Consider the following 26,910-nt stretch of genomic DNA (forward strand, 5'->3'; position numbering starts at 1 on the left):
CAGGCTGCGCGGCAGGGCCGGGCAACCTCCGGGGCGATCAGGCCTCGGCTTCACAGGCGGTCTGGTAGGCGGCGGCGTCGAGCAGCTTGTCCAGCTCACCGGCATCGCTCGGCTTGAGCTTGAAGAACCAGCTGCCGTAGGGATCGCTGTTCACCAGCTCGGGGCTGTCGGTCAGGGCCTCGTTGATCGCCACGACCTCGCCGGAGACCGGCGCGTAGATGTCCGAAGCGGCCTTCACCGACTCAACCACGCCGGCTTCCTGACCGGCGGTCAGCTGCTTGCCGACTTCCGGCAATTCGACGAAGACCACATCGCCCAGCGCGTCCTGGGCATGGTTGGAAATGCCCACGGTCACGGTGCCATCGTTTTCCTGACGGGCCCATTCGTGACTGCTCGCATAACGCAGGTCGGCGGGGATATTGCTCATGTCATTTCCTCGAGTGATGGCGAATAGCGTCCGCCTAATTTAGATCAAGGCCTTGCCGTTACGAACGAATTTAGCCTGCACCACGCGCACCGGGTACCACTTGCCGCGGATCTCCACCTCGGCCCGCACCCCGGTCGCCGCCGGCACCCGGGCCAGGGCGATGGACTTGCCCAGGGTCGGCGAATAGCTGCCGCTGGTGATTTCGCCATTGCCGAGGCCCTCGACCCGGACCGTCTGGTGGGCGCGCAGCACGCCGCGCTCCTCCAGCACCAGCCCCACCAGCTTGGGCTGGTCGCCGGCGGCGCGCTGGGCCTCCAGGGCCCGTCGGCCGACGAAGTCGCGGCCGGCGGGCTCCCAGGCGATGGTCCAGGCCATGTTCGCGGCCAGCGGCGAGACGTTCTCGTCCATGTCCTGGCCGTAGAGGTTGAGCCCGGCCTCCAGGCGCAGGGTATCGCGCGCGCCGAGGCCGATCGGAGCGATGCCGGCGCCCACCAGTTCGTTGAAGAGATCCTGGGCCTGCGCCGCCGGCAACATGATCTCCAGTCCGTCCTCGCCGGTGTAGCCGGTACGGGCGATGAACCAGTCGCCCTCGGGCAGGCCTTCGAAGGGCTTCAGCTGGTCGATCAGCGCGGCGCGCGGCGCGGAGACCAGCTCGGCGGTGCGCGTGCGCGCCTGCGGGCCCTGGATGGCGAGCATGGCCAGGTCGTTGCGCTCGCTCAGCTCGACGGCGAAGCCGTCCGCCTGCGTGCGCATCCAGGCCAGGTCCTTGGCGCGGGTGCCGGCGTTGATCACCAGCCGGTAGCCGAAGTCGGTGCGGTAGACGATGAGGTCGTCCACCACCCCGCCGCGCTCGTTGAGCATGGCGCTGTAGAGCGCCCTGCCGGTGGCCTGCAGGCGGCCGACGTCGTTGGCCAGCAGGCGCTGCAGCCAGGCGGTCCCCTGCTCGCCGCGGACATCCACGAGGGCCATGTGGGAGACGTCGAAGACGCCGCAGTCGCGGCGGACCTGGTGGTGCTCCTCGACTTGCGAGCCATAGTGCAACGGCATGTCCCAGCCGCTGAAGTCGACCATCTTGGCACCCAGGGCTAGGTGCAGGTCATAGAGGGGGGTGCGCTGTCCCATGGGGATTCTCCTTCCGTGCCTGGCGAGATGCGGGCGGGGCGCTGAGCGAAAAGTCTCTGAGCGGGCCATGATCCGGTAAGGCCCTGTCCGTGAGACCGTATCGAATGGCGCGCATTGTAGCTCCAAGGCATCCGCCGGTCATCGGCGAGACGACGAGGGAACCCGCCGGCCGGCACCGCCCCGGCCCGCAGGCCAGGAACGGCGCGGCCGGCCTGGCTACCCCCGGGCCAGCAGGGGCAGGTCGCCGCTCAGGCCCAGGGCCTGACGGACGAACAGGGCCTTGGCCTCGGGCAGCCGCTCGACCAGCTTCATGCCGGCGTTGCGCAGCCAGCGCAGCGGCAGCGGGTCGGCCTGGAACAGCCGCTCGAAGCCCTCCATCGCCCCCATCATGGCCAGGTTGTAGGGCATCCGCCGGCGCTCGAACCGGCTCAGCACGCGCTGATCGGCCAGACGCTCGCCGCGGGTGCGGGCGTGCAACAGGGTTTCGGCCAGCACCGCGGCGTCGAGGAAGCCCAGGTTGACCCCCTGCCCCGCCAGCGGGTGGATGCTGTGCGCCGCGTCGCCGATCAGCGCCAGTCCGGGCTCGGCGTAGCGCCGGGCATGGCGCTGACGCAGCGGAATGCACAGCCGCGGATCGACCTCCAGCACCTCGCCGAGACGCCGCTCGAAGGCATCTCCCAGGGCCTCGGCGAACGCCTCGTGGTCCAAGGCCATCAGGCGCTTGGCCTGTTCCGGAGTGGTCGACCAGACGATCGAGCACCAGTGCCGGTCGCCGTCCCGCTCCAGCGGCAGGAAGGCCAGCGGGCCGTCGTCGGTGAAGCGCTGCCAGGCGGTGCGCCGGTGCTCCTCGGCGCAGCGCACGCTGGTGACGATGGCATGGTGCAGGTAGTCCCACTCGCGGGTGGCACAGCCGGCCAGGCGTCGCACCGCCGAGTTGGCGCCGTCGGCGGCGATGAGCAGCGGCGTGCGCAGCTCGCGGCCGTCACCGAGGGTCAGCAGCCAGCCGTCGCCGGAGCGGCGCAGATGATCCAGCCGCGCGCCCGGCAGCAGGCCGACGTCGCTGGCGCGCAGCCGCTCGAGCAGGGCATCCTGCACCACGCGATTCTCGACGATGTGGCCGAGCACCTCGGCATGCACGCTGGCCGCGCCGAAGTGGATCTGCCCGGTGCCGGAGCCGTCCCACACCCGCATCTCGCCATAGGGGGCGATGCGCCGCGCGGCGATGCCGTCCCAGGCGCCGAGGCGCTCGAGAATGCGCTGGCTGGCGCAGGACAGCGCGCTGACCCGCGGCTCGAAGGGAGCCTCCGGCGCCCAGGGCGCGACCTCCAGCGATCCGCCGTCCAGCAGGAGAACGTCCAGCCCTTGCCCCTGCAGGGCCAGGGCCAGGGTGCTGCCGACCATTCCGGCACCGACGATGATCAGATCCGCGTCCATCCTTTCCTCATCACAGTAATCATGGGCGTCGCGCCCGCCGTCGAAGAGTTCCGCCTCAACCATCCGCCCGGATTCCGAGGCCCATGGCCTGGCGGGCGAACCAGCGCTTGGCCGGCGGCAGCAGATCGAAGCCGAGCAGACCGAGACTGCGCCCGCCGGCGAGCAGCGGCGCGCCCGTGGAGAACAGCCGGGTGACCCGGTCGGAGAAGCCCACGGTCAGTTGCTGGTCGAGGCGCTGGCGCTCCCGGTAACGCAGCAGGGTGGCGAAGTCGCCGGGCGCCGCCGGGCTCTCCAGCAGCGTCTCGGCCAGGCTCAGGGTGTCGCGCAGGGACAGGTTGTAGCCCTGCCCGGCGATCGGGTGCAGGCTGTGGGCGACGTTGCCGAGCAGCGCCAGATGCGGTCGCACCTGCTCCTCGGCCTCGATCAGGCTGAGCGGATAGAAGTTCCGGGTGCCGACCTGGCGGAAGGTTCCCAGCCGATAGCCGAAGTTCTGCTGCAGCTCGGCGAGGAACTGCCGGTCGTCCAGCGCCAAGAGGCGTCCGGCGTCCTCGCCAGGACGGGTCCAGACCAGGGCGCAGCGGTTTTCCGGCAGCGGCAGCAGGGCCAGCGGGCCGTGTTCGGTGAAGCGCTCGAAGGCCCGGCCGCAATGGGGCTCGCTCGGCGTGACGTTGGCGATCACCGCGCTCTGCCCGTAGGGCTGCTGGCGAACGCCGATGCCGAGCTGTCCGCGCAGGCCGGAGCGGCCCCCGTCGGCGAGCACCGCCAGCGAGCAGTCGAGGCTGCGTTCGTCGTCGAGCTGCAGGCGGTAGCCGTCGACCAGGGGCTCCAGGCCGACCACTTCGGCCGGGCAGTGCCAGGTGACCACTTCGGCATCCAGCGCCCGCCACAGGCAGCGGCCGAGCCAGGCGTTCTCCGCCACGTAGCCGAGCGCCGGCACGCCCTCCTCCGCCGCGCGCAGGCGCGCCGCGCCGAAGTGGCCGCGGTCGGAGACCTGGATCTGCAGGATGGGTTCGGCGCGACGGGCGATCTCGCTCCACAGGCCGAGGCGCTCGTAGATCTGCCGGGTGCCGTAGGAGAGCGCCGAGGAGCGCGCGTCGTAGCTGGGCTGGTAGTTGTCGCCGGGGGCGAACGGCTCGATCAGGACGATCTTCCAGCCTCGCCGCTTGGCGCCCTCCTGCAATGCCAGGGCCAGGCTGGCGCCGACCAGGCCGCCACCGATGATCGCCAGATCCACCCGTCCCATGCTCAGGCCACCTGCTCGCGTGCGGCGGCCATCAGCGCCTCGATCTCCTCGACGCTCTTCGGCACGCCGCCGGTGAGGATCTCGCAGCCGTCCCGGGTGACCACCACGTCGTCCTCGATACGCACGCCGATGCCGCGCCACCTCGCCTCGACCTTGAGGTTGTCGGGGGCGATGTAGATACCGGGCTCGACGGTCATGGCCATGCCCGGCTCGAGCACCCGCCACTCCCCGCCGATCTTGTAGTCGCCGACATCGTGCACGTCCATGCCCAGCCAGTGACCGGCACGGTGCATGTAGAAGGGCTTGTAGGCGTCCGCGGCGATCAGCGCGTCGACCTCGCCCTCCAGCAGCCCCAGCTTCACCAGGCCCGCGGTGATGACCCGCACGGTAGCCTCATGGGCCTCGCTCCAGTGCTTGCCGGGAGCGATGTGCTTGAAGGCTTCCAGATTGGCCGCCAGCACCAGTTCGTAGATGGCCTTCTGCTCCGGCGAGAACTTGCCGCCGACCGGGAAGGTGCGGGTAATGTCGCTGGCATAGCAGTCGATTTCGCAGCCGGCGTCGATCAGCACCAGGTCGCCGTCCTTGAGCGGGGACTCGTTCTCCCGGTAGTGGAGGATGCAGGCGTTGCGCCCGGCGGCGACGATCGAGCCGTAGGCCGGCATCTTCGCCCCGCCCTTGCGGAACTCGTAGTCCAGCTCGGCCTCCAGGTGATACTCGCTGAGCCCCGGTCGGCACGCCTGCATGGCGCGCACGTGGGCACGGGCGGAAATCGCCGCGGCTTCGCGCATCACCTTCACTTCGTGGGCGCTCTTGTAGAGGCGCATGTCGTGCAGCAGGTGATCGAGAGCGACGAACTCGCTCGGCGGCTGGGCGCCCTGACGGGCCTTGGAACGGATGGTCTTGATCCACTCCATCAGCTGGTGGTCGAAGGCCTCGTTGCTGCCGATGGCGTAGTAGACGCGGCTGCGGCCCTCGACCAGGCCCGGCAGGATGTCGTCGATGTCGGCGATGGGGAAGGCGTCATCCGCGCCGTAGTCGCGCACCGCGCCTTCCTGCCCGGCGCGCAGGCCGTCCCACAGCTCCCGCTCGGGGTCGCGCTCGCGGCAGAACAGCACGTACTCGCCATGGGCCCGCCCGGGAATCAGGGCGATCACCGCCTCCGGCTCGGGGAATCCCGACAGGTACTGGAAGTCGCTGTCCTGGCGGTACACATGCTCGACGTCGCGATTGCGGATATGCACCGGCGCGGCCGGCAGGATGGCGATGCTGTTGGGCTCCATCTGCGCCATCAGCTCCTTGCGCCGACGGGCGTATTCCGATTTCGGGATGCGGATCATGCACGCTCCTCGTAGACAGTGAAGGCGACTGCGCCGGGCGGCTCAGTGCAAAGAGGGTTTGGCCGGTGCCTCGACCGGCTTGGCGCATTCGGCGAAGAGCAGGAGCGGTGCGACGCGCAGGTATTCCATGACCTCCATGTAGTCGCTCTCGCCATCCTCGGTCTCTTCCAGGGAGTCCTGAACCTGGGCGATGGCGGCGATGTCCTGCAGCACCTCCATGGCCTCGGCGCTCAGCGCGCGATCGCCGGCGGTGAAGCCGAAACCGGTGAGGAAGCCCTGGCACCACTGCCCCAGGGCGACGGCGCGCTCGGCCAGCGGCGCCTCGTCGGACGGCAGCAGCAATACCAGGCTCATCTCGCCGCCGGCCAGTTCGCCCTTGACCATCTCCTGCAGACCGACAAGCGCTTGGCGCACGTTGTCCGGCATCTGGCTGCCGACCAGATCGGTGGCGTCGCTCAGCCAGGGCTCGATCTCGAAGCCGGCCCCCGCACAACTGCGACCGAGCAGCAGACCATGCAGTTCCGCCGGGGATGCCGCCTGGCCGGTGCTGGCCAGCAGGGCGGCGAAGGCCGCATAGGGGGATTTGTCGATGGACATGATGGACTCGCTTCCTGGTACCTCGGCGCCGCACGCAAAAGCCGGCAGGGGGCTATAGGCGCCGAAGGGGGTGAATGGCTAGAATAAAGCATCCGTATCCTAGCATCGGCGGGTGCGCCAGGACCAATCCGAGCGCAGCCGCCGGGCTATCCTGACAGGCCGCCGACGATCCGGCGAACAAGGCGAATCCAGCCGAAAAAGCGGCGTTTGCCCCTGACAGCTCGACCTTCCGCCAACGGCCTGACATCCCGTTTCACTCGCAGTCCACGTAGGGGATTCCATGGAAGATGCCAACCTTCAAGCCCTTGCCGCCAAGGTGGAGCTGCTGATCGAGCGCATCGAACAGATCAAGGCTCACAACAGGTTCCTGCTGGCAAACGAGAAGGCTTGGCGCGAGGAGCGCGCTCATCTGATCGAAAAGAACGAAATCGCCAGGCACAAGGTCGAATCTATGATCTTACGCCTGAAAGCACTGGAGCAGGATTCATGAGTCAGCCCAATACCGTCGTCGTCCATATTCTCGACAAGGATTACTGCATTTCCTGTCCGCCGGAACAACGCGCCAACCTGGAAAGCGCCGCCCGCTACCTCGATGGCAAGATGCGCGAGATCCGCTCCGGCGGCAAGGTCATCGGCGCCGAGCGAGTCGCCGTGATGGCTGCCCTCAACATCACCCACGACCTGCTGCACAAGCAGCAACGCCAGGACCAGCAGGCCGGCGCCACCCGCGAACAGGTGCGCACCCTGCTGGACCGGGTCGACCGGGCCCTGTCCAACAATCCGGATGAGCTGCACGGCTGAATCCGCTCGGGATTAGGGTATACTGGCCTCAACTCCCTGGTGTGTGCGCCAGTTGGCCACGTCCCTCTCCCGATACGCAAAACCTCGGAGGCTGCACGTGCGATCCGTGTGCATGTCCGCCTGACGGAAAGCCTTAAGATCGCCGGCAGTCGCCACCTTGAACTTTCGGGTTCAAGGGTCAAGCCGACAGCGGCACTTCGGGGAGCCCTCGTCTCTCGCCTCGCTTACCCCATCCGATTGCGGTAGGCTCTGCGCAAGTTATCCCTCCCGACTCGACCCATCATCGGCATGATCGAATCCGCCGGCCTTTCCCGTGCCCAGTTACGCCGCCTGCTGCGCCAGCGACGCCGCGCGCTCAGTATCTCCCAGCAACGCCAAGCGGCGCGCAGACTCTATCGCCAGCTGGCGCAGCATCCACTGTTCCGCCGCAGCCGGCATATCGCCCTGTATCTGCCCAACGACGGCGAAATCGATCCGCAGCTGCTGCTTCGAGAAGCGCAGCGGCGCGGCAAGACGACCTATCTGCCGGTCCTCAATGCCTGGCCGGCGACCCGCATGGTGTTTCAGCGCATACGGCCGGGGGAGAGGCTGACGCTGAACCGGTTCCGCATCCGCGAACCGCGCCCGAACCACGCCCGCCAGCGCAAGGTCTGGGCCTTGAGCCTGCTGCTGATGCCGCTGGTGGGTTTCGACCCGCACGGGGGACGTCTGGGCATGGGCGGGGGGTTCTACGACCGCAGCCTGGCCTATCGCGCCCGACGCAAAAATTGTCAGAAGCCGACGCTCTTGGGGCTTGCCCACGAATGTCAGAAGGTGGACCGGCTGGAACTGGCCAGCTGGGATGTGCCTTTGCAGGCAACGGTGACGGACAGAGCCTGGTACGGCGAGGAAGATCGGAGAACAACAGCACCGCACTCCCTGCGGTGCCAGTCGAAAAGGTAGGAAGCTACTGCAGCACGCTGGCGTTGACCGGCAACTGGTTTTGTTCCCAGTGGCTCTCCGCGTAACCGGTCGTGACCACCCCCAATCCGAACAGAATGACTAGAACCCACAGTAGATCTGGCTTGCGTTTCATCGACTGCCTCCCCCTTTAAGGCAACATTCCTTACGATGAACAGCGGTTTGACGGTGACCACAAAAAAGTGCTGGCTTCCCGAAAGCGGCGGCATTCTCCGCTAACCCGAGACGCCGCGCAAATGCTCCATACAACCGATCGTCGGCTGGTTTCGCCCAAGACTTTAGGGCGATTCGAGCCGGAACCTTGAGGCAATCTCCATGCCGTTTTGGCTGATGAAATCCGAGCCCGAAGAATTGGCGATCAGCACCCTACAGAAACTCGGCCAGACGCGTTGGGACGGGGTGCGCAATTACCAGGCGCGCAACTTCCTGCGCGAAATGCGTGACGGCGATCTGTTCTTCTTCTACCACTCCAGCTGCCCGCGCCCGGGCATCGCCGGCATTGGCCGGATCGTTGGCGAAGCCTATCCGGACCCGAGCGCACTCGATCAGCGGAGCCCCTATCTCGATCCCAAGGCCAGCATGGAGAAGAACCCCTGGAGCGCGGTGGATGTGCGGTTCGTCGAGGCCTTCGCCGACATCCTCGACCTGACGAACCTGCGCGGCAGGCCGGAACTGGCCGATCTGGCGCTACTCAAGAAAGGCAACCGGCTTTCGGTAATGCCGGTCGCCGAGGAGGAGTGGGCCGCCGTGCTCGCTCTACGCTGAGGCATTCAGCCCCGCGGCGCGTAGGCGAAGACATCGGCACGCATCTGATGGGGGTTCATGCCAGCCTCGACAAGAGCGTCCAGGGTGGCATAGACCATGACCGGCGAGCCGCTGGCATAGACATGCAGGTGCTTGAGATCGGTGAAATCCTCCAGCACCGCCTGGTACAGCATGCCGCAGCGCCCTTCCCAGCTGCACAGATCGCTGACCACCCTGTGCAGATGCAGATTCGGCAGGCTCTGCCACTCCTGCCAATGGGCCAGCGCGTAGAAATCCTCCGGCTGCCGGGCGCCCCAGTAGAGATGCACCGGATGGGGGAAGCCCTCGGCCCGGCAATGCTCGATCAGGCTCTGCATCTGCGCCATGCCGGTGCCGGCGGCGATCAGCACCAGCGGGCCTTCGGGCAGTTCGGCCAGGTGGGTATCGCCGAAGGGGAGCTTCACCCGCGCCATACCCTGGCGCCGGATGAACGCCAGCAGCTCCCGGACCGGAGCCTCGCGCGCCAGGATGTGCAGCTCCAGTTCGCGCCCCATGGCCGGCGCCGAAGCCAGCGAGAAAGCGGAGTATTCGCCGTTCTCGCGGGCCAGCAACAGGTACTGACCGGCGTAGTAGCGCGGCGATTTGCCGGCCGGCGCACGCAGGCGCAAGCGGAAGACGTCGCCGCCCACATCAAGGCATTCGACCAGTTGGCAGCTCAACTCGCGGACCGGTAGCTCTCCGCGGGCCATCACGCCATCCCAGTGCAACACGCAATCTTCCAGCGGCTCGGCCAGGCAGGTGAAGAGTTCGCCATGGTCACGCTCCTCGCCAGCCTGGCGCACCCGCCCCTCCACCAGCAACGCGGCGCAAACATGGCAATTACCGTTGCGGCAGCTATGCGGACATTCGTAGCCCTGCCGGCGGGCGGCATCGAGAATGCGCTCGCCCGCGCGTACATCCAGTCGGGCGCCGGAGGGCTGCAGGGTGACTTTCATCGGCTCAACTCGTTATCAAGATTATCGGGACGACCTGCGGACGAGGCCCTCAAGCTTGCACCATAGCGCAGACGGCCTCGTGCTTACAAAACGCCGGATCAGTCGATCCCCAGTTGAGCCCAGAGCTCGTCGACACGCTGCTTCACCGCCGGGTCCTGGCGGATGGCACGTCCCCATTCGCGATTGGTCTCGCCGGGCCACTTGTGGGTGGCATCCAGGCCCATCTTGCTGCCGAGGCCCGAGATAGGCGAGGCGAAGTCCAGGTAATCGATCGGCGTGTTGTCGATCATCACCGTATCGCGCTTGGGATCCATGCGCGTGGTGATCGCCCAGATCACGTCGTTCCAGTCGCGGGCATCGATATCGTCGTCGGTGACGATGACGAACTTGGTGTACATGAACTGGCGCAGGAACGACCAGACACCGAGCATCACCCGCTTGGCGTGCCCCGGATACTGCTTCTTCATGGTCACCACCGCCATGCGGTAGGAGCAGCCCTCCGGCGGCAGGTAGAAATCGACGATCTCGGGGAACTGCTTCTGCAGGATCGGCACGAACACCTCGTTCAGCGCCACGCCAAGGATCGCCGGCTCATCCGGCGGACGACCGGTATAGGTGCTGTGGTAGATGGCGTCGCGGCGCTTGGTGATCCGCTCCACGGTGAACACCGGGAAACGGTCGACCTCGTTGTAGTAGCCGGTATGGTCGCCGTAGGGCCCTTCGTCGGCCATCTCGCCGGGATAGATGTGTCCCTCCAGCACGATCTCGGCGCTGGCCGGCACCTGCAGATCACTGCCGAGACACTTCACCAACTCGGTCTTGTGGCCGCGCAGCAGGCCGGCGAAGGCATATTCGGAAAGGCTATCCGGCACCGGAGTGACCGCACCGAGAATGGTCGCCGGATCCGCACCGAGCGCCACCGCTACCGGGTACGGTTTCCCCGGATGCTTCTCGCACCACTCGCGAAAATCCAGGGCGCCGCCGCGATGGCTGAGCCAGCGCATGATGACTTTGTTGCGACCGATCACCTGCTGACGGTAGATGCCCAGATTCTGCCGTTCCTTGTTCGGCCCGCGGGTGATGGTCAAGCCCCAGGTGATCAAGGGACCGGCATCGCCGGGCCAGCAGGTCTGCACCGGCAGCCGACCGAGGTCAACGTCGTCGCCTTCGAGGATCTCTTCGTGGCAGGGAGCGTCCTTGAGCACCTTTGGCGCCATGACCAGAACTTTCTTGAAGATCGGCAGCTTGGACCAGGCATCCTTCAGCCCCTTCGGCGGCTCCGGCTCCTTGAGGAAGGCCAGCAGCTTGCCGACCTCGCGCAGCTCGCCGACCTCCTCGGCCCCCATGCCCAGTGCCACGCGCTTGGGCGTGCCGAACAGGTTGCCGAGCACCGGCATGGAGAATCCGCTGGGTTTCTCGAATAGCAGCGCCGGCCCCTGCCTGCGCAGGGTACGGTCGCAGACTTCGGTCATTTCGAGCACGGGGGAAACCGGCGTCTGGATGCGCTTGAGTTCGCCGCGCGCTTCCAAGCCGCGAATGAAATCGCGCAGGTCGCGATACTGCATGCTGGTGCCTCGGAAAAATCGAAGGGGCAAGTCTAGCGCCGATCGGAGGCGCTTCGGAACAGTGAAACAGAAACGACAACGGCCGGAAGCACCGGCCGTTGTCTCTGTCCGAGGAGAAGCTTACTTGCGCTTCATCGACTGGAAGAATTCCTCGTTGGTCTTGGTATCTTTCAGACGATCCAGCAGGAATTCGATGGCGGCGATCTCGTCCATCGGGTGGAGGATCTTGCGCAGGATCCACATGCGCTGCAGCTCCTCATCGCCGGTCAACAGCTCTTCGCGACGGGTGCCCGACTTGTTGATGTTGATGGCCGGGAACACGCGCTTCTCGGAGATCTTGCGATCGAGCTGCAGCTCCATGTTGCCGGTTCCCTTGAATTCCTCGTAGATCACCTCGTCCATCTTCGACCCGGTCTCCACCAGCGCGGTGGCGAGGATGGTCAGGCTACCGCCTTCCTCGATGTTGCGCGCAGCACCGAAGAAGCGCTTGGGCTTCTCCAGGGCATGGGCGTCGACACCGCCGGTCAGCACCTTGCCGGAGCTGGGGATCACGGTGTTGTAGGCCCGCGCCAGACGGGTGATGGAATCGAGCAGGATGACCACGTCCTTCTTGTGCTCGACCAGGCGCTTGGCCTTCTCGATCACCATCTCGGCGACCTGCACGTGGCGGGTCGGCGGCTCGTCGAAGGTGGAGGCGACCACTTCGCCGCGCACGGTACGCTGCATCTCGGTCACTTCTTCCGGGCGCTCGTCGATCAGCAGGACGATCAGGTGGCACTCGGGATTGTTGCGCGTGATATTGCTGGCGATGTTCTGCAGCATGATGGTTTTGCCCGCCTTCGGCGGAGCGACGATCAGGCCGCGCTGGCCCTTGCCGATCGGGGCGCAGAGATCGATCACCCGGCCGGTCAGGTCTTCGGTGGAGCCGTTGCCGGCCTCCATGGTCAGACGCTGGTTGGGGAACAGCGGGGTGAGGTTCTCGAACAGAATCTTGTTCTTGGCATTTTCCGGACGATCAAAGTTGATCGAATCGACCTTGAGCAAGGCGAAATAACGCTCGCCCTCCTTCGGCGGCCGGATCTTGCCGACGATGGTGTCGCCGGTGCGCAGGTTGAAACGGCGGATCTGGCTCGGAGAGACATAGATGTCGTCCGGACCGGCAAGATAGGAGGAGTCCGCCGAACGCAGGAAACCGAAGCCGTCCTGGAGAATCTCCAGCACGCCGTCACCGGAGATTTCCTCGCCACTTTTCGCGTGCTTCTTCAGCAGGGAGAAGATCACATCCTGCTTGCGCGAACGGGCCATGTTTTCCAGGCCCATCTGTTCGGCCATTTCCAACAGTTCGGTAATCGGCTTTTGCTTGAGTTCGGTCAGGTTCATAGAGGGCGTAGGTTGGAAGCGGAAGCGTTGAGCTTGGGAAGCCGCGTCACGGAAAGGGCGAACGGATCGCTGTACTTATTCGAAAGGAGTGCGTCGGCGACGGCTGGCGGAGGGCAACGGGTAATACAGGTTGCGAGCGTCGAATGTAACACCGGCGAGAAGTGGCGTCCAGTCTCCTGCTTCAAAAACCGCAAGAAGCCCGAAACGCGGCGCTCAACGGGCAGATGAAGAGAAACAGGCCGCAAGGCCTGTCTCCGCTCATCGGCCCCGGGCACGGGGCTTTCATCGGCCCGGAGCAGCGCCTCAGATATTGCTGTCGAGGAAAGCAGCCAATTGCGATTTGGACAGCGCGCCGACCTTGGTCGCCTCGACGTTGCCGTTCTTGAACAGCATCAGCGTCGGAATCCCGCGGACACCGTACTTGGACGGAGTGCCCTGGTTCTCGTCGATATTCAACTTGCAGACTTTGAGCTTGCCCTGATAGTCCTTGGCAATCTCATTGAGCACCGGCGCAATCATCTTGCACGGGCCGCACCACTCGGCCCAGTAATCGACCAGCACGGGCCCCTCGGCACGGAGCACATCCTGCTCGAAGCTATCGTCGCTGACGTTGGTAATGAGGTCGCTCATGGAAAATCTCCGGGGATCGGTAAGCAGATCAGCCGACATCATAGCCCGCCTCGCGCGGAACTGGGAAGGCGAGCGCCCGCAAGTCCTTTCTGCGAACCAGAGCATCCCGCCAGCGGTCGATACTGCGGCAGGCCGAGCGGGAGAAAACGCCGCCCGTTCGGTTCGTTCCGCTTTAATCCCCACAATCCGAACGCCCTATAATGGTCCCGCCATGTCATTCATTTTCAACCATACGAAATTGGCGTAGCCGTATCCCCATGGCAGGATGCTCCGGTTCGCCCCTTGAGACGCCCGTCATGCCGAGAATCCCAGCCGAGAACTTTTCACTGATTGCAGCCATCGATCTGGGCTCCAACAGCTTCCACATGGTTCTGGCCAAACCCGAGCAGAGTGAGATCCGCCTGCTCGATCGTCTCGGCGAGAAAGTTCAGCTGGCCGCAGGACTCAATGCGCAACGCCATCTCAGCGAAGAGTCCATACAACGCGGCCTCGACTGCCTGCGCCGCTTCGCCCAGCTGATCAGCGGGCTGCCGCAGGGCGCGGTGCGCATCGTCGGCACCAACGCACTGCGCGAGGCACACAATCGCGCCGAGTTCATTCGCCGCGCACAGGAAATTCTGGGTCATCCCGTCGAGGTGATCTCCGGTCGCGAGGAAGCACGCCTGATCTATCTCGGCGTCTCCCACAGCCTCCCTGCTGCGGAGGGCAAGCGCCTGGTGGTCGACATCGGCGGCGGCAGCACGGAGTTCATCATCGGCGAAAGCTTCGAGCCGCAGCTGCGCGAAAGCCTGCAGATGGGCAGCGTGAGCTTCACCGGCCGTTTCTTCCCGGACGGCAAGATCACCCCCGCTCGCTATGCTCAGGCCTACACCGCCGCCCGTCTGGAACTGATGAACATCGAGAAGGGGCTGCAGCGCCTCGGCTGGCAGGAGGCCGTGGGCTCTTCGGGTACCATCCGCACGGTCGGCCAGGTCATACAGAACGGTGGCTACAGCAACAACGGCGAAATCACCGCGGACGGCCTGGTCTGGCTGAAACGCAAGGTCCTCAAGCAGAGCGAGGTCGACAAGCTGGACCTGGACGGCATCAAGCCGGATCGCCGGGCGATCTTCCCCGCCGGCCTGGCGATCATCGAAGCGATATTCGATGCTCTGCAGCTTCGGAGGATGATCTATTCCGAAGGTGCCCTGCGCGAAGGCGTGCTCTACGACATGCTCGGCCGCTACCATCACGAAGACGTGCGCGAACGCACGCTCAGCTCGCTGATGGAGCGCTACCACGTGGACCTGGAGCAGGCGGCACGGGTCGAGGCCAAGGCGCTCTCGGCGCTCGACCAGGTGGCCGAGCCCTGGGGGCTGCAGGACGAGTCTTACCGCGAACTGCTGAGCTGGGCGTCCCGTGTCCACGAGATCGGCCTGGACATCGCCCACTACCACTACCACAAGCATGGCGCCTACCTGATCGAGCACTCCGATCTGGCCGGCTTCTCCCGCCAGGATCAACAGGTGCTGGCGCTGCTGGTGCGCAGCCATCGCCGCAACATTCCCAAGGAAAAGTTCAGCGAGTTCAGCGCAGACGACGGCGACAAGCTGGTGCGGCTGTGCATCCTGCTGCGCGTCGCCATCCTCTTCCACCACATCCGCGGTACCCAGGAGATGCCCAAGGTGCAGTTCAAGGCCGAAGAGCGCAGCCTAGAGCTGATCTTCCCCGAGGGCTGGCTTAGTGCCAACCCGCTGACCCAGGCTGACTTCGAGCAGGAGGCCGAGTGGCTGGCGCGAGTCGGCTACCGCATTTCCGCTCGCTGAGCCACTCCCATGAAAAAGGGGGCGTCAGCCCCCTCTTCCCTCTTCGCCGGCACGGCCCCTGCGCTCAGCGGGTATTGAGCATCGGGCTGCCCAGCCTCTCCAGCAGCATGGCCTGGACGCTGCGCGGGTTCTGGTTGCCGGTCGGCTGCAGGCGCTGATAACTGCCGTCGCTGTGCAGCACCCAGGCATGGGTGTTGTCGGTCAGATAGGCCTCGAGCTCCTTTTTCACCCGAGTGAGCAGTTTCTTGCCCTCCACCGGGAAGCAGGTCTCAACCCGGTGATCGAGGTTGCGCTCCATCCAGTCGGCACTGGACAGGTAGACCTGCTCGTCGCCGCCATTGAGGAAGTAGAACACCCGGGTGTGTTCGAGAAAACGGCCGATGATCGAGCGCACCTGGATGTTGTGCGAAACGCCGGGAATACCCGGGCGCAGGCAGCACATGCCGCGCACGATGAGGTCGATCTTCACCCCGGCCTGACTGGCCCGGTACAGCGCGCGGATCATCTTCGCATCGGTGAGCGCGTTGATCTTGACGATGATCTGCGCCGGCTTGCCCTCGTGGGCATGCTGGGTCTCGCGGGCGATCAGATCGAGCAGGGTCTTCTTCAGGGTGAAGGGCGCATGCAGGAGCTTTTTCATGCGCAGGGTCTTGCCCATGCCGATCAGTTGGTTGAACAGCTTGGAGACGTCTTCGCACAGCGCCAGATCGGCGGTCAGCAGGCTGTAGTCGGTGTACAGGCGGGCGTTGCCGGTATGGTAGTTGCCGGTCCCCAGGTGCGCGTAGCGGCGCAGCTCGCCGTTCTCGCGCCGTAGGATCAGCATCATCTTGGCGTGGGTCTTGAAGCCGACCACGCCGTAGATGACCACGGCCCCCGCCTGCTGCAGACGACTGGCCAGGGCGAGGTTGGATTCCTCGTCGAAGCGCGCGCGCAGCTCGATCACCGCGGTGACCTCCTTGCCGTTGCGCGCCGCCTCCACCAGGGCGTCGACGATCTCCGAATTGGCCCCGGAGCGGTACAGGGTCTGCTTGATGGCCAGGACGTAAGGGTCCTTGGCCGCATGGCGGAGCAGGTCGACCACCGGGGTGAAGGATTCGAAGGGATGCAGCAGCAGCACGTCCTGCTTGCCGATCACGTTGAACATGTTCTCGCTGTTCTGCAGCGCCTTGGGGATGACCGGGGTGAAGGGCTTATTCTGCAGCTCGGGATGGCTGTCCAGGCCGGTGATGGCGAACAGCCGGGTCAGGTTGACCGGACCGTTCACCCGGTACATCTCCGACTCGGACAGGCCAAACTGCTTGAGCAGGTAGTCGGTGAGGTGCTGCGGGCAGCTGTCCACCACCTCCAGGCGCACCGCGTCGCCGAAACGCCGGGAGAACAGTTCGCCGCGCAGCGCGCGGGCGAGGTCCTCGACGTCCTCGGCGTCCACCGACAGGTCGGCGTTGCGGGTCAGGCGGAACTGGTAGCAGCCCTTGACCTTCATGCCCTGGAACAGGTCGTCGGCATGGGCATGGATCATCGAGGAGAGGAACACGAAGTTGTCGCCGGGGCCGCCGACCTCTTCCGGCACCCGGATCACCCGCGGCATCTGGCGCGGTGCGGGCAGGATGGCCAGACCGGAGTCACGCCCGAAGGCATCGACGCCCTCCAGCTCGACGATGAAGTTCAGACTCTTGTTCACCAACAGCGGGAACGGGTGGGTCGGGTCCAGGCCGATCGGGGTCATGATCGGCGCGATCTCCTCGCGGAAATAGCGCCGCACCCAGGTCTTGATCTTCGTCGTCCAGTAACGGCGGCGGATGAAGCGGATCTCGTGCTGCTCGAGCATCGGCAGCAGCACGTCATTGAGGATCGCGTACTGCCGCGCCACCAGCTCGTGCACCTGCTCGCTGATCCGCGTCAGCGCCTGGTGCGGCTGCAGGCCGTCGGCGCCGGTCAGCTCGCGGGCGAAAGCCACCTGCTTCTTCAGGCCGGCGACGCGGATCTCGAAGAACTCGTCGAGATTGCTGGAGAAGATTAGCAGGAACTTCAGCCGCTCGAGCAGCGGATAGGACTCGTCCAGCGCCTGGGCCAGCACGCGGGCATTGAACTGCAGCTGGGACAGCTCGCGGTGGATGTACAGGCCGGTGTCATCCAGGCTCGGCACCGGCGCGGCCGCCGGCGCCTCCGCCGCAGCCGGAGCGGGCGACGGAACGGACGGCGCAGGCACCTCGACGCTCGCTTCCGGTACGGGCACGGATTCGAGCACGGCTTTGTCGTTGAGTCCTTCGGTGTTCATCTCTTCATCCCCGCAGCGGGCTATTGCCCTTGTTTTAGTAGTTGTGCCGCGCGCTTGGCGAAATAGGTGAGGATGCCGTCGGCCCCGGCGCGCTTGAAGCCGACCAGCGACTCCAGGATCACCGCCTCGCTCAGCCAGCCGTTCTGGATCGCCGCCATGTGCATGGCGTACTCGCCGCTGACCTGATAGGCGAAGGTCGGCACCTTGAAGGCCTCCTTCACCCGCCAGAGCACGTCCAGATAGGGCTGACCGGGCTTGACCATCACCATGTCGGCGCCTTCGGCCAGATCGGCCGCGACCTCGTGCAGGGCCTCGTTACCGTTGGCCGGGTCCATCTGATAGGTGTTCTTGTTGCTCTTGCCGAGGTTGGCGGCGGAGCCGACCGCGTCGCGGAACGGGCCGTAGTAGGCGCTGGCGTACTTGGCCGAGTAGGCCATGATCCGCACGTTCGGATGATCGGCCAGCTCCAGCGCCTCGCGGATCGCCTGGATGCGACCGTCCATCATGTCCGACGGCGCGACCACCTGGGCTCCGGCCTCGGCATGGGAAAGCGCCTGCTTCACCAGGGCATCGACGGTGACGTCGTTCTGCACGTAACCGTGCTCGTCGAGAATGCCGTCCTGGCCGTGGGTGGTGAACGGGTCAAGGGCCACGTCGGTGATGATGCCGAGTTCGGGAAAGCGCTCGCGCAGGGCGCGGGTGGCGCGCTGGGCGATGCCCTCCGGGTTCCAGGCCTCGGCGGCATCCAGCGATTTCTTCTCCAGGGGCGTGACCGGGAACAGCGCCAGCGCCGGAATCCCCAGGGCCACCAGTTCTGCCGCCTCCTCGAGCAGCAGATCGATCGACAGCCGCTCGACGCCCGGCATCGACGGCACGGCCTCGCGACGGTTCTCGCCGTCGAGGACGAATACCGGCAGGATCAGATCGCTGGGAGTCAGTACGCTCTCGCGCACCAGGCGGCGGGAAAAGTCGTCGCGGCGGTTGCGGCGCAGGCGGGTGGCGGGGAACAGGCGATTGGCGGGGGTAAAGCTCACGGCGGACTCCAGGTCCCGCATCAGCGGGCGCAGTATGACAGTTATAAGCTGTCCGAATGACCAAGATATTACAGGTAAAAGTCGACCCTAAGGTTCATGGCAATACCAATGGCCATTGTCACCAGCCCGCGCCTCGAGGGCCAGTCCTTCGCCGGCGATTTTCCCCGAATGCGGCACTGTCCCTCGGCAGCCCGGTCGAAATAGACGCCCGGGAGCGACTCGCAGTCGTCCCCTCGCAGGCCGCAAAAAGCTAGGATTGCTCCCATTGTCCCGATCCTGCGCCTCCGAGCGACCGACGAGCGGTATCGATCCGCCGCAGTCCTTCGAAACGCAGCCTTCCCAACCACCGGGGCGCATGCCCACGCGGCGCGCCCGGTCCGAACAAGGAGCATGTCCATGAACAAAAAAGTTGCCGTCATCCTCGCCGGCTGCGGCGTCTACGACGGATCCGAAATCTACGAGAGCGTGATCACCCTGCTGCGCCTCGACCAGCGAGGTGCCCAGGTGCAGTGCTTCGCGCCGAACATTCCGCAGCTGCACGTGATCGATCACTACACCGGCGACGAGATGGCGGAGAGCCGCAACGTGCTGGTGGAGGCCGCCCGTCTGGCCCGCGGCAAGATCAAGGACATCCGCGAAGGCAGGCCCGAGGAGTTCGACGCGCTGATCATCCCCGGCGGCTTCGGCGCGGCGAAGAACCTCTGCGACTTCGCCGTGAGCGGCGCCAACTGCACGGTGCAACCCGATGTGCTGGCCTTCGCCCAGGCCTTCGCCCAGGCCGGCAAGCCGGTGGGCCTGATCTGCATCTCCCCGGTGATGGCGGCCAAGATCTACGGCCCCGGCGTTCTCTGCACCATCGGCCACGATCCGGAGACCGCCCAGGCCGTCACCGGCATGGGGGCGCAGCACGAGGAATGCGAGGTCAGCGACATCGTCGTCGACGTGTCGCGCAAGCTGGTCACCACCCCGGCCTACATGCTGGCCCAGTCGATCAGCGAGACCGCCACGGGCATCAACAAGCTGGTCGATCGCGTCCTCGACCTGGCCTGAGCGGGGCGCTCCGCCTCCGGGCTGCCCGCACCGGAGGCATAGCTGATTGCCAGTCCTGGCGAGGAATGAATTAGCAAGCGCAGACGGGCCATGGCCAGACTCGGCCGTGCCGTATCACCGGCCATCGGGGGAAGTCACGAAAGCGCAGGCCCCTGCGCCGGGGAAAGCCTGAGCCGCGTCAGGATGCGGTCGAGGGCATTGGCGAAGGCCTGTCGCTCGCGCTCGCCGTACGGCGCCTGCCCGCCGCCCATCTGCCCCTGATCGCGCAGATCGCTGAGCAGGTTGCGCACCGCCAGGCGTTCGCCCATGTTGCGCTCGTCGAACTCCCGACCGCGCGGGTCCAGGACGGCCACGCCCTTCTTGATCAGTCGGTCGGCCAGCGGGATGTCGCTGCAGATGACCAGTTCGCCCGGCGCCGCGTGCTCGACCAGATAATCGTCCGCCGCGTCCGGCCCGCTCGGCACCACGACCAGCCGTACGCAGGCGAACGCCGGCTTGACCTGCGCCTGTCCCGCCACCAGGACTACCTGGAATCGGCGCTTGAGGGCGAACTTGACCACCTGGTCCTTGGCGGCCTTGGGACAGGCATCGGCGTCGATCCAGACTCGCATGGGGCAACTTGCTCTCTCGTCGGGAACGGAGCCCCCGGCACGATCGCCGGGGGCCGTTTCGTTCAGGTCAGCCGGGGGGGGGATTCAGCCGAGCTGTCCGCCCGACCGGGCACGCAGCCAGCTGCGCCCGTACAGCGCGGCGACCACGCCGAGGGCCAGCACCTGCGCACCCAGGCTGTAGGCGTCGGCATGGATGCCCAGCCAGTCGAAATCGAAGAAGGCTACCGGATGCAGATCCAGTACGCCCGCTTCCTGCAGGGCGGCGACGCCATGGCCGGCGAACACCACGGCGAGGATGCACAGCAGCGCCGCGTTGATGCTGAAGAAGGTCGACAACGGCAACCGGCGCGAGCTGCGCAGGATCACCCAGCCGAGCCCGAAGAGCAGCAGCACCGCCGCCGCCGCACCGGCCAGGACCATGTTGTGGCCGGTCGGTCCGGCCTGCAGCCAGAGGGTTTCGAAGAACAGGATGACCTCGAACAGCTCGCGGTAGATGGCAACGAAGGCCAGCAGCGCGAAGCCCAGGCGCCCGCCGCCACTGGACAGACCGCTCTTGATGTAGTCCTGCCAAGCGGCGGCATGGCGGCGGTCGTGCATCCACACGCCGACCCACAGCAGCACCAGGCTGGCGAACAGTGCGCTGAAGCCTTCCAGCAGCTCGCGCTGGGCACCGCTGATGTCGATCGCGTAGGCGGCCAGCGCCCAGGTGCCGGCACCAGCCAGCACGGCAAGACCGCAGCCGGTGTGCACGCTGCGCAGCGCCTGCTGCTGGCCGGTCTTGTGCAGATAGGCGAGGATCGCCGCCAGCACCAGGATCGCCTCCACGCCCTCGCGGAGCAGGATCAGCAGACTGGAGAAGAAGCTCAGCGAAGCCGACAGGCCGTCGCCTGCCAGCAATGCGGCACTCTTGTCCAGCTCGGCCTTGGCCGCATCCAGACGCTGCTCCAGCTGTTCGGCCGGCAGCCCGTCCTGCAAGCCCTGGCGGTAGGCCATGAGTACCCGCTCGGTGGCCTTGCGCTGCTCCGGATCGATGTTGTTCAGGGCGCTCTCGACCAGCTCGAAACCTTCCAGGTAGGCGGCCACCGAGAACGCGTAGGCCTGATCGCGCTCGCCTTCGCGGTAAGCGGCGAAGCTGCGCTCCAGGGTGGCCAGGGACTTGTCGATCAGTTGCTGGGAGCTGTGCTGCTTGACGGTCGGCTTGGCCCGCTGGGCGCGGAAAGCCGCCGCCGCTTCGGCGCCCTGCTCGGCCGCCACCTGCTGCGGAGTCAGCTTGGCCAGTTGCTCCAGGGTGAAAGAGGGCCCGGTAGCAGTCGGCTCGGCGCTGAGGCTGGCGACATAGCTGGCCAGGTCCCAGCGCTGACGCTCGTCGAGCTGCGCTGCGTAGCCCTGCATGCCGGTGCCTTCGATGCCGAGGCTGATGGTGTTGAACAGACCATAGAGGCTCAGCAGGTCCATCCGTGCCTTGTCCCGCATGTTCGACGGCGGCGGATCGAGATTGACCCCGGCCGGGCCGTCCCCGGCCCCCGTCTGACCGTGGCAGGCCGCGCAGTGCTGGGCGTACAGCGGTGCGCCGCGGGCCGGCTCCGGAGACAGTCTCGGCGTCAGGCTGACCTGATAGGTCTGCACCAGGGCATTGGCCAGCCGGCGCGCCTGCGAGGTCACCTCGGCGCCGTCACGGCGCTCTTCGATCGCCTTGCCCAGCTCCTCGACTCCGCGCATCAGCTCGGCCTTGCCCTGCCGCTCGGGGAAGGCGGCGACGAGGTCGCGCAGGACACCCTGGAACTCCACCTGCTCCGCATACTCGCTGCTGTCGACCACCTGCCCGTTGGCCACGGTCGCCGGATAGTCGGCCCCGAGATAGCCCAGCAGGTGAAGGGCGCGAGCCGTGCCATCGGGCTCGGCATGGGCCACCAGCCCCCATATAACCAGCAATGGCAGGAACAGCCAGCTTGTGAGTCGAGCGCGGGTAATCATTATCGAATCCCAATGAGAATTAATGGCATTGATTGTCGACCTAGTGGCCGGTCATCACAAGAGTCGATCACCGACAAACATGCGACAATTTGTCGCATAGACTGCCCGAATGCTAGGTCGGAGAGCGGTTCACCAGCGTCAGCAGGCCGGCTGCACCGACGAACATGCCGGCGAAACCGCGGTTCAGCAAACGCTGCTGGTGGGGCTGGCGCAGCAGGTGCAGGACCCTGGCCGCCAACCCGGTGTAGCCGGCCATGACGACCAAGTCGACGCCGATCATGGTCGCCGCCATCAGCAGGTATTGAGGGAGGAGCCGTCGTCCCGGATCGAGGAATTGCGGCAGCACCGCGAGAATAAAGACGATCGCCTTGGGATTGCTGGCATTGACCAGAAAGCCGCGCAGCACCAGGGCCAGCGGCCGCCCCGGGGGACGGGCGGCCCGTTCCGCGGCCAGATGGCCGACCGGCGCCCGCCATTGGCGCCAGCCGAGGTAAGCCAGATAGGCCACGCCGAACCATTTGATCAGGCCGAAGGCCAGCTCCGAAGTCGCTAGCAATGCCCCAACTCCAGCGGCGACGATGCCGATCTGCAGGGCCAGGGCCAACTGCAGACCGAGGGCGTTCCAGTAGCCGTGCCGGAAACCGTAGCTCAGACCGCTGGTCATGGAGGCGATGGCGCCGGCCCCTGGGGTCAGGCTGATCACCCAGCAGGCGGCGAAATAGGCGAGCCAGACATCCAGCTCCATGGGCAAGCCTCGGACGGGATGGGGAAAGGAGAGAGGGAGCGGCGCCGACCGCGGGGGCCGGCGCCGGACGGCGTCAGTTCGGCATGTCCTTGTGCAGCTTCACCGGCTCGTTGAGCTTGCGCTTCATGGCCGTGCGCATGCGGATGTTGAGCGCCTCCACCGCCAGAGAGAAGGCCATGGCGAAGTAGACGTAGCCCTTGGGCACGTGCACGCCGAAGGACTCGGCGACCAGCAGGGTACCGACCACGATCAGGAAGGACAGCGCCAGCATCTTCAGCGACGGGTGTTTCTCGATGAAGTCGCTGATGGTGCCGGAGGCCGCCATCATGACCAGCACGGCGACGATGATGGCGGCAATCATCACCGGCACGTTCTGCACCAAGCCCACCGCGGTGATCACCGAGTCGAGGGAGAAGATGATGTCGATCACGGCGATCTGCAGGACCACTCCGACCATGCCGGCCTTGGCCTTGCCGCCCTCGTGCTCGTCCTCCGCCTCGCCTTCCAGGCTGTGCCAGATCTCCAGGGTGCTCTTGAACAGCAGGAACAGGCCGCCGAAGAACAGGATCAGGTCACGCCCCGACACGCCATGGTCGAATACCGTGAACAGGACGGTGGTCAAGCGCATCACCCAGGTGATCGACAGCAGCAGCAGGATCCGCGTGCCCATGGCCAGCGCCAGCCCCAGAATGCGTGCCCTGGGTTGCTGCTCCCTGGGCAGACGGCCGACCAGGATCGAGATGAAGATGATGTTGTCGATGCCGAGGACGATCTCGAGCACGGTCAACGTCAGAAACGCGACCCAGGTTTCCGGGGTGCTAAGCCATTCCATAACGAACTATTTCTCTTCTTGAGTGGGGTTTAAAAAATCGACTTCGGTACTGTGCCAGCGCCGGACCATTTTCTGGAAGGACATGCGCTGGGCACGCTCAGGCAATGAGGTTCGCCGGCCTCGCCGGTTTCCTTCAGTGGATCAGCCCGATCCCGGGCTTGGGAGCCGAGCGGCAACTGATCGCCGCCCTGCTCCGCGAGGAGCAGCAACGGCGCCTTCACGCACCGGCCTCCAGTTCGCTCTGCAGCGCCTCCAGGGTTTCGAGCGCTTCCAGCCAGGCCTCTTCCAGCTCGCCCTCGCGGGACTTGAGCCTGGCCTGCTCGGCCAGCAGCTCGCGCAGCTCGTCCTTGCGGGCGGCCTCGTACAGGGCGGGATCGGCGAGCCGGGTCTCCAGCTCCGCGAGCTTCTCCTGCAGGGTACCCAGCTCCTTCTCCAACTTCTCCGCCTGACGCTTGTGCGGCGCCAACTGCTGGCGCAGGGCGGCAGCGGCCTGGCGCTGGGCGCGCTTGTCGGCGACCGGCGCGGAGCTGGCGACGACCGGCGCCTGACGGGCGCGATAGTCGATCAGCCAGCGGGCATAGTCGTCGAGATCGCCGTCGAAGCCCTGCACGCGGCCGTCGGCGACCAGCAGAAAATCGTCGGTGGTGCTCTTGAGCAGGTGGCGGTCGTGGGACACCACCAGCACCGCGCCCTCGAAATCCTGCAGGGCCAGGGTCAGAGCCAGGCGCATCTCCAGATCGAGGTGGTTGGTCGGCTCGTCCAGCAGCAACAGGTTGGGCTTGCCCCAGGCGATCAGCGCCAAGGCCAGGCGCGCCTTCTCGCCGCCGGAGAAGTTGACCACCGGCTCGTCGCAGCGCTCGCCACGGAAATCGAAACCGCCGAGGAAGTCACGCAGGGTCTGCTCGCGCTCGCCCGGGGCGATGCGCTGCAGGTGCAGCAGCGGGCTGGCCTTGGCGTCGAGGGCGTCCAACTGATGCTGGGCGAAGTAGCCGACCACCAGGTTTTCGCCACGGGCCAGCCGGCCGCCGAGCGGCTCGATCTCGCCGGCCAGGGTCTTGATCAGGGTCGACTTGCCGGCGCCGTTGGGGCCGAGCAGGCCGATCCGCGCGCCGGGGGCGAGCTGCAGCTTGACCTTCTCCAGCACCGTCTTGTCGCCGTAGCCCAGGCGGCCTTCTGCGAGATCGAGCAGCGGGCTGGAAACCTTGTCCGCCTCGCGAAAGCGGAAATCGAACGGCGAGTCGATGTGCGCCGGCGCCAGCTCCTCCAGGCGCTCCAGGGCCTTGATCCGGCTCTGCGCCTGGCGCGCCTTGGTCGCCTTGGCCTTGAACCGGCGGATGAAGTCCTCCATGTGCGCGCGCTGGGCCTGCTGCTTCTCGTAGGCCTGCTGCTGCTGCGCCAGACGCTCGGCGCGGGTGCGCTCGAAGGCCGAATAGCCGCCGCGGTAGAGGGTGAGCTTGCGCTGCTCCAGATGCACCACGTGGTCGACCACCGCATCGAGGAAGTCGCGGTCGTGGGAAATCAGCAGCAGGGTTCCCGGATAGCTCTTGAGCCAGCCTTCGAGCCAGAGGATCGCGTCGAGATCCAGGTGGTTGGTCGGCTCGTCCAGCAACAGCAGGTCGGACGGGCACATCAGGGCCTGGGCCAGATTCAGGCGCATCCGCCAGCCGCCGGAGAAGTCGCCGACCCGGCGCTCCATCTGCTCGCCGGTGAAACCGAGACCGGCCAGCAGCTTGCGCGCCCGGGCGTCGGCGCTGTAGCCGTCGGCATTGTCCAGCTCGGTATGCAGGCGGGCGATGGCCGCACCGTCGTGGGTCGCCTCCGCCGCCGCCAGCTCGCGCTGGATGCGCCGCAGGTCGTGGTCACCGTCGAGCACGTAGTCCACCGCCAGGCGGTCGAGGGTATCGACCTCCTGACGCATGTGGGCGATGCGCCAGTCGGGCGGCAGTTGGCAGTCGCCGGCATCCGGCGTCAACTCGCCGCGCAGCAGGGCGAACAGGGTGGATTTGCCGGCGCCGTTGGCGCCGATGAGGCCGACCTTCTGGCCGGGATGCAGGGTCAGCTCGGCGTCCTCGAGCAGGCGCTGCGGACCGCGTTGCAGGGTAAGATGCTGGATTCTGATCATGATGGCCGCGGAGTTTATCAGCTTCGCCTGGAGCCGCGGAGGGAAGCTGCATGCCCGTCGACCTGTGGAACTTCGCCTTGCGCCTGTACCGGCGTCCGGGTGTCGAGCCAGCCTGCCTGCAGCTGCAGGCCGAAGGCGGCGATGTCTGCCTGCTGCTCTGCGCCACTTGGCTGGAGTGGCGCCGGATCGCCCCCGACGGGGAGCGCTGCGCCCTTCTGCGCGACCTGGCCCGGCCCTGGCAGGAGACGGTGGCCGCCCCGTTGCGTCGGCTGCGCCAGGACTGGCGAGAGGCCGCACGAGAAGACGTCCGGCTCGCCGCGTTGCGAGGCCGGCTGCAGCAGCTCGAACTGGACGCCGAACGGGAACTGCTCACCCGCCTGGAAACGGCCTGCCGGGACTGGCCGGAAGCCGGCGCCGACGAAGGGACTAGCTGGCTGGAGCGTCTGGCGGGCAATGCCGCCCATTGCCGCGACGCGCTGGAAACCCTGCGCGCCGCGTGCCACCTGCCTGATTAGGAAGCGCTGAGCGGTTCGCTCGCGGTGGGCGCCTTGTCGGTCGGCTTGGCAGTGCGGGCCCGGCTCGGCGCTTTCCGCGCGGCCGGCTTGCTGGCGGCAGCCGCCTTGGGCGCACGCTTCGCGGTCTCCTTCGTCGTTGCGCTGTTCTCGGGTTCAGAGGGAGCAGTCTCGGCCTTGGCAGCCGGCTTGACCCGGCGGGTCGCCTTGGGCCTGCTCTGAGGCGCGGCCGGCTTGGCGGTGGTCTTGCTGGTCTCAACCAGCTCGGCATCGGGTGCGGCAGCGGAGTCCCTCGCTCCCAGGGCCTTGGCGGCGGCCTCCCTCACCTTGCCGATGCCCTGGGCGAGCTTCAGGGCTTCCGCGCTGTCGCGCTTGAGCCGGGCGATGAAATCGCGGGTCTCGCCCTGGCGGGCCTTCAGGGTATCCAGGGCCTCCTCGAGTTCTTCCGCCGCCTGCCGGGCCTTGGCCTGCGCCTTGGCCTTGCCGGCCTGCGCGGCCTCCTGCAGCTTGTCGCGATTCTTGTGCAGCTTGTCCTGCACCTTGACGCGCTGCTTCTCCAGCTTGGCCAGCAGCTTCTCGGCGTCGGTCAGCGCCTCGGCGCAGGCCTTTTCCAGATGGGCAATCAGGCTTTCGGAAAGGTCACGAAGAAGATGCAAGGGAGTGGTGACGGGAGGCTGCTTCTGGTCCGGCATGACGGTGCTCCTGACAGGCG

The 26,910-nt window shown here is 66.3% G+C and carries 26 protein-coding genes and 1 other RNA gene; 8 read left to right on the plus strand and 19 right to left on the minus strand.

Annotation, left to right across the window (positions count from 1 at the left end; all coding sequences use genetic code 11):
- Window positions 1-37 precede the first annotated feature (37 nt).
- From gcvH to ACFOJE_RS13110, 6 genes are all read right to left on the minus strand, one after another.
- Complete coding sequence (gene gcvH / locus ACFOJE_RS13085) at window positions 38-427, minus strand: glycine cleavage system protein GcvH (protein ID WP_377814812.1); 390 nt, start codon at window positions 425-427, stop codon at window positions 38-40.
- A 39-nt stretch (window positions 428-466) separates the two neighbouring features.
- Window positions 467-1,549 carry a glycine cleavage system aminomethyltransferase GcvT gene (gene gcvT, locus ACFOJE_RS13090; protein WP_377814813.1) on the minus strand — a complete coding sequence of 361 codons (1,083 nt, stop codon included), beginning with the start codon at window positions 1,547-1,549 and terminating at the stop codon, window positions 467-469.
- Window positions 1,550-1,765: 216 nt separating this feature from the next.
- Window positions 1,766-2,983 (minus strand): 2-octaprenyl-3-methyl-6-methoxy-1,4-benzoquinol hydroxylase, encoded by a 1,218-nt coding sequence (locus tag ACFOJE_RS13095; protein WP_377814814.1) that lies wholly within the window; start codon window positions 2,981-2,983, stop codon window positions 1,766-1,768.
- A gap of 55 nt (window positions 2,984-3,038) precedes the next feature.
- Complete coding sequence (gene ubiH, locus ACFOJE_RS13100; RefSeq protein ID WP_377814815.1) at window positions 3,039-4,226, minus strand: 2-octaprenyl-6-methoxyphenyl hydroxylase; 1,188 nt, start codon at window positions 4,224-4,226, stop codon at window positions 3,039-3,041.
- A 2-nt stretch (window positions 4,227-4,228) separates the two neighbouring features.
- Window positions 4,229-5,563, minus strand: a complete 1,335-nt coding sequence (pepP, locus tag ACFOJE_RS13105; protein WP_377814816.1) for a Xaa-Pro aminopeptidase — start codon at window positions 5,561-5,563, stop codon at window positions 4,229-4,231.
- A gap of 42 nt (window positions 5,564-5,605) precedes the next feature.
- On the minus strand, window positions 5,606-6,160 hold the full coding sequence (locus tag ACFOJE_RS13110) for a YecA/YgfB family protein (protein WP_377814817.1): 555 nt from the start codon (window positions 6,158-6,160) through the stop codon (window positions 5,606-5,608).
- Between the two features lie 280 nt (window positions 6,161-6,440).
- Between ACFOJE_RS13110 and ACFOJE_RS13115 the strand changes: the two genes are divergently transcribed.
- The 4 genes from ACFOJE_RS13115 (at window position 6,441) to ACFOJE_RS13130 (ending at window position 7,903) form a co-directional block, all read left to right on the plus strand.
- Window positions 6,441-6,650, plus strand: coding sequence for a TIGR02449 family protein (locus tag ACFOJE_RS13115; RefSeq protein ID WP_377814818.1), 210 nt, complete (start codon window positions 6,441-6,443; stop codon window positions 6,648-6,650).
- The gene (locus ACFOJE_RS13120) at window positions 6,647-6,961 is read left to right on the plus strand and encodes a cell division protein ZapA (RefSeq protein WP_377814819.1); all 315 of its coding nucleotides are present in this window, start codon (window positions 6,647-6,649) and stop codon (window positions 6,959-6,961) included. The genes ACFOJE_RS13115 and ACFOJE_RS13120 overlap by 4 nt, the downstream gene beginning before the upstream one ends.
- A 30-nt stretch (window positions 6,962-6,991) precedes the next feature.
- Window positions 6,992-7,169: non-coding RNA, 6S RNA (ssrS, locus tag ACFOJE_RS13125), on the plus strand.
- An 80-nt stretch (window positions 7,170-7,249) separates the two neighbouring features.
- Entirely contained in the window at window positions 7,250-7,903 is a 654-nt protein-coding gene (locus ACFOJE_RS13130) for a 5-formyltetrahydrofolate cyclo-ligase (protein WP_377814820.1), read from the plus strand.
- Window positions 7,904-7,907: 4 nt separating this feature from the next.
- Here ACFOJE_RS13130 and ACFOJE_RS13135 read toward each other — a convergent pair whose 3' ends face one another.
- Window positions 7,908-8,036 (minus strand): hypothetical protein, encoded by a 129-nt coding sequence (locus ACFOJE_RS13135; RefSeq protein WP_377814821.1) that lies wholly within the window; start codon window positions 8,034-8,036, stop codon window positions 7,908-7,910.
- Between the two features lie 200 nt (window positions 8,037-8,236).
- On the opposite strand from ACFOJE_RS13135, the gene ACFOJE_RS13140 reads away from it, so the two are divergent.
- Complete coding sequence (locus ACFOJE_RS13140; protein WP_377814822.1) at window positions 8,237-8,686, plus strand: EVE domain-containing protein; 450 nt, start codon at window positions 8,237-8,239, stop codon at window positions 8,684-8,686.
- A 5-nt stretch (window positions 8,687-8,691) separates the two neighbouring features.
- Here the strand turns inward: ACFOJE_RS13140 and ACFOJE_RS13145 are convergent, their stop codons facing one another.
- From ACFOJE_RS13145 to trxA, 4 genes are all read right to left on the minus strand, one after another.
- Window positions 8,692-9,660: a CDP-6-deoxy-delta-3,4-glucoseen reductase gene (locus tag ACFOJE_RS13145; RefSeq protein ID WP_377814823.1), complete on the minus strand. Its 969-nt coding sequence runs from the start codon at window positions 9,658-9,660 to the stop codon at window positions 8,692-8,694.
- 98 nt (window positions 9,661-9,758) lie between these two features.
- Window positions 9,759-11,225, minus strand: a complete 1,467-nt coding sequence (gene ubiD, locus ACFOJE_RS13150; RefSeq protein ID WP_377814824.1) for a 4-hydroxy-3-polyprenylbenzoate decarboxylase — start codon at window positions 11,223-11,225, stop codon at window positions 9,759-9,761.
- A gap of 120 nt (window positions 11,226-11,345) precedes the next feature.
- Window positions 11,346-12,605 carry a transcription termination factor Rho gene (rho, locus tag ACFOJE_RS13155; RefSeq protein ID WP_377814825.1) on the minus strand — a complete coding sequence of 420 codons (1,260 nt, stop codon included), beginning with the start codon at window positions 12,603-12,605 and terminating at the stop codon, window positions 11,346-11,348.
- 303 nt (window positions 12,606-12,908) lie between these two features.
- On the minus strand, window positions 12,909-13,235 hold the full coding sequence (gene trxA / locus ACFOJE_RS13160; RefSeq protein WP_377814826.1) for a thioredoxin TrxA: 327 nt from the start codon (window positions 13,233-13,235) through the stop codon (window positions 12,909-12,911).
- 296 nt (window positions 13,236-13,531) lie between these two features.
- Between trxA and ppx the strand changes: the two genes are divergently transcribed.
- Window positions 13,532-15,040, plus strand: coding sequence for an exopolyphosphatase (gene ppx / locus ACFOJE_RS13165; RefSeq protein ID WP_377814828.1), 1,509 nt, complete (start codon window positions 13,532-13,534; stop codon window positions 15,038-15,040).
- Between the two features lie 64 nt (window positions 15,041-15,104).
- On the opposite strand, the gene ppk1 is transcribed toward ppx, so the two are convergent.
- Together ppk1 and hemB are read right to left on the minus strand one after the other, a co-directional pair.
- Complete coding sequence (ppk1, locus tag ACFOJE_RS13170) at window positions 15,105-17,318, minus strand: polyphosphate kinase 1 (RefSeq protein ID WP_377814829.1); 2,214 nt, start codon at window positions 17,316-17,318, stop codon at window positions 15,105-15,107.
- 20 nt (window positions 17,319-17,338) lie between these two features.
- Entirely contained in the window at window positions 17,339-18,352 is a 1,014-nt protein-coding gene (gene hemB / locus ACFOJE_RS13175; protein ID WP_377814830.1) for a porphobilinogen synthase, read from the minus strand.
- Between the two features lie 396 nt (window positions 18,353-18,748).
- Here hemB and elbB point away from each other — a divergent pair, with 396 nt between their 5' ends.
- Window positions 18,749-19,402 carry an isoprenoid biosynthesis glyoxalase ElbB gene (elbB, locus tag ACFOJE_RS13180; protein ID WP_377814831.1) on the plus strand — a complete coding sequence of 218 codons (654 nt, stop codon included), beginning with the start codon at window positions 18,749-18,751 and terminating at the stop codon, window positions 19,400-19,402.
- Window positions 19,403-19,536: 134 nt separating this feature from the next.
- Here elbB and ACFOJE_RS13185 read toward each other — a convergent pair whose 3' ends face one another.
- The 5 genes from ACFOJE_RS13185 to ACFOJE_RS13205 form a co-directional block, all read right to left on the minus strand.
- Window positions 19,537-20,013, minus strand: coding sequence for a YaiI/YqxD family protein (locus ACFOJE_RS13185; protein WP_377814832.1), 477 nt, complete (start codon window positions 20,011-20,013; stop codon window positions 19,537-19,539).
- 84 nt (window positions 20,014-20,097) lie between these two features.
- Complete coding sequence (locus ACFOJE_RS13190) at window positions 20,098-21,987, minus strand: FTR1 family protein (RefSeq protein WP_377814833.1); 1,890 nt, start codon at window positions 21,985-21,987, stop codon at window positions 20,098-20,100.
- A gap of 112 nt (window positions 21,988-22,099) precedes the next feature.
- A complete protein-coding gene (locus ACFOJE_RS13195) occupies window positions 22,100-22,732 on the minus strand; it encodes a LysE family transporter (protein WP_377814835.1) in 633 nt (210 codons plus the stop codon).
- 73 nt (window positions 22,733-22,805) lie between these two features.
- The gene (locus ACFOJE_RS13200) at window positions 22,806-23,564 is read right to left on the minus strand and encodes a TerC family protein (protein ID WP_377814836.1); all 759 of its coding nucleotides are present in this window, start codon (window positions 23,562-23,564) and stop codon (window positions 22,806-22,808) included.
- A gap of 217 nt (window positions 23,565-23,781) precedes the next feature.
- The gene (locus ACFOJE_RS13205) at window positions 23,782-25,686 is read right to left on the minus strand and encodes an ATP-binding cassette domain-containing protein (RefSeq protein ID WP_377814837.1); all 1,905 of its coding nucleotides are present in this window, start codon (window positions 25,684-25,686) and stop codon (window positions 23,782-23,784) included.
- 50 nt (window positions 25,687-25,736) lie between these two features.
- Between ACFOJE_RS13205 and ACFOJE_RS13210 the strand changes: the two genes are divergently transcribed.
- Window positions 25,737-26,201 carry a TIGR02444 family protein gene (locus tag ACFOJE_RS13210; RefSeq protein ID WP_377814838.1) on the plus strand — a complete coding sequence of 155 codons (465 nt, stop codon included), beginning with the start codon at window positions 25,737-25,739 and terminating at the stop codon, window positions 26,199-26,201.
- On the opposite strand, the gene ACFOJE_RS13215 is transcribed toward ACFOJE_RS13210, so the two are convergent.
- Window positions 26,198-26,890 carry an AlgP family protein gene (locus ACFOJE_RS13215; protein ID WP_377814839.1) on the minus strand — a complete coding sequence of 231 codons (693 nt, stop codon included), beginning with the start codon at window positions 26,888-26,890 and terminating at the stop codon, window positions 26,198-26,200. The two genes, ACFOJE_RS13210 and ACFOJE_RS13215, sit on opposite strands and share 4 nt — an antisense overlap.
- Window positions 26,891-26,910: the final 20 nt, after the last annotated feature.

This window comes from Azotobacter bryophylli (assembly GCF_042643485.1).
Lineage (GTDB): Bacteria > Pseudomonadota > Gammaproteobacteria > Pseudomonadales > Pseudomonadaceae > Azotobacter > Azotobacter bryophylli.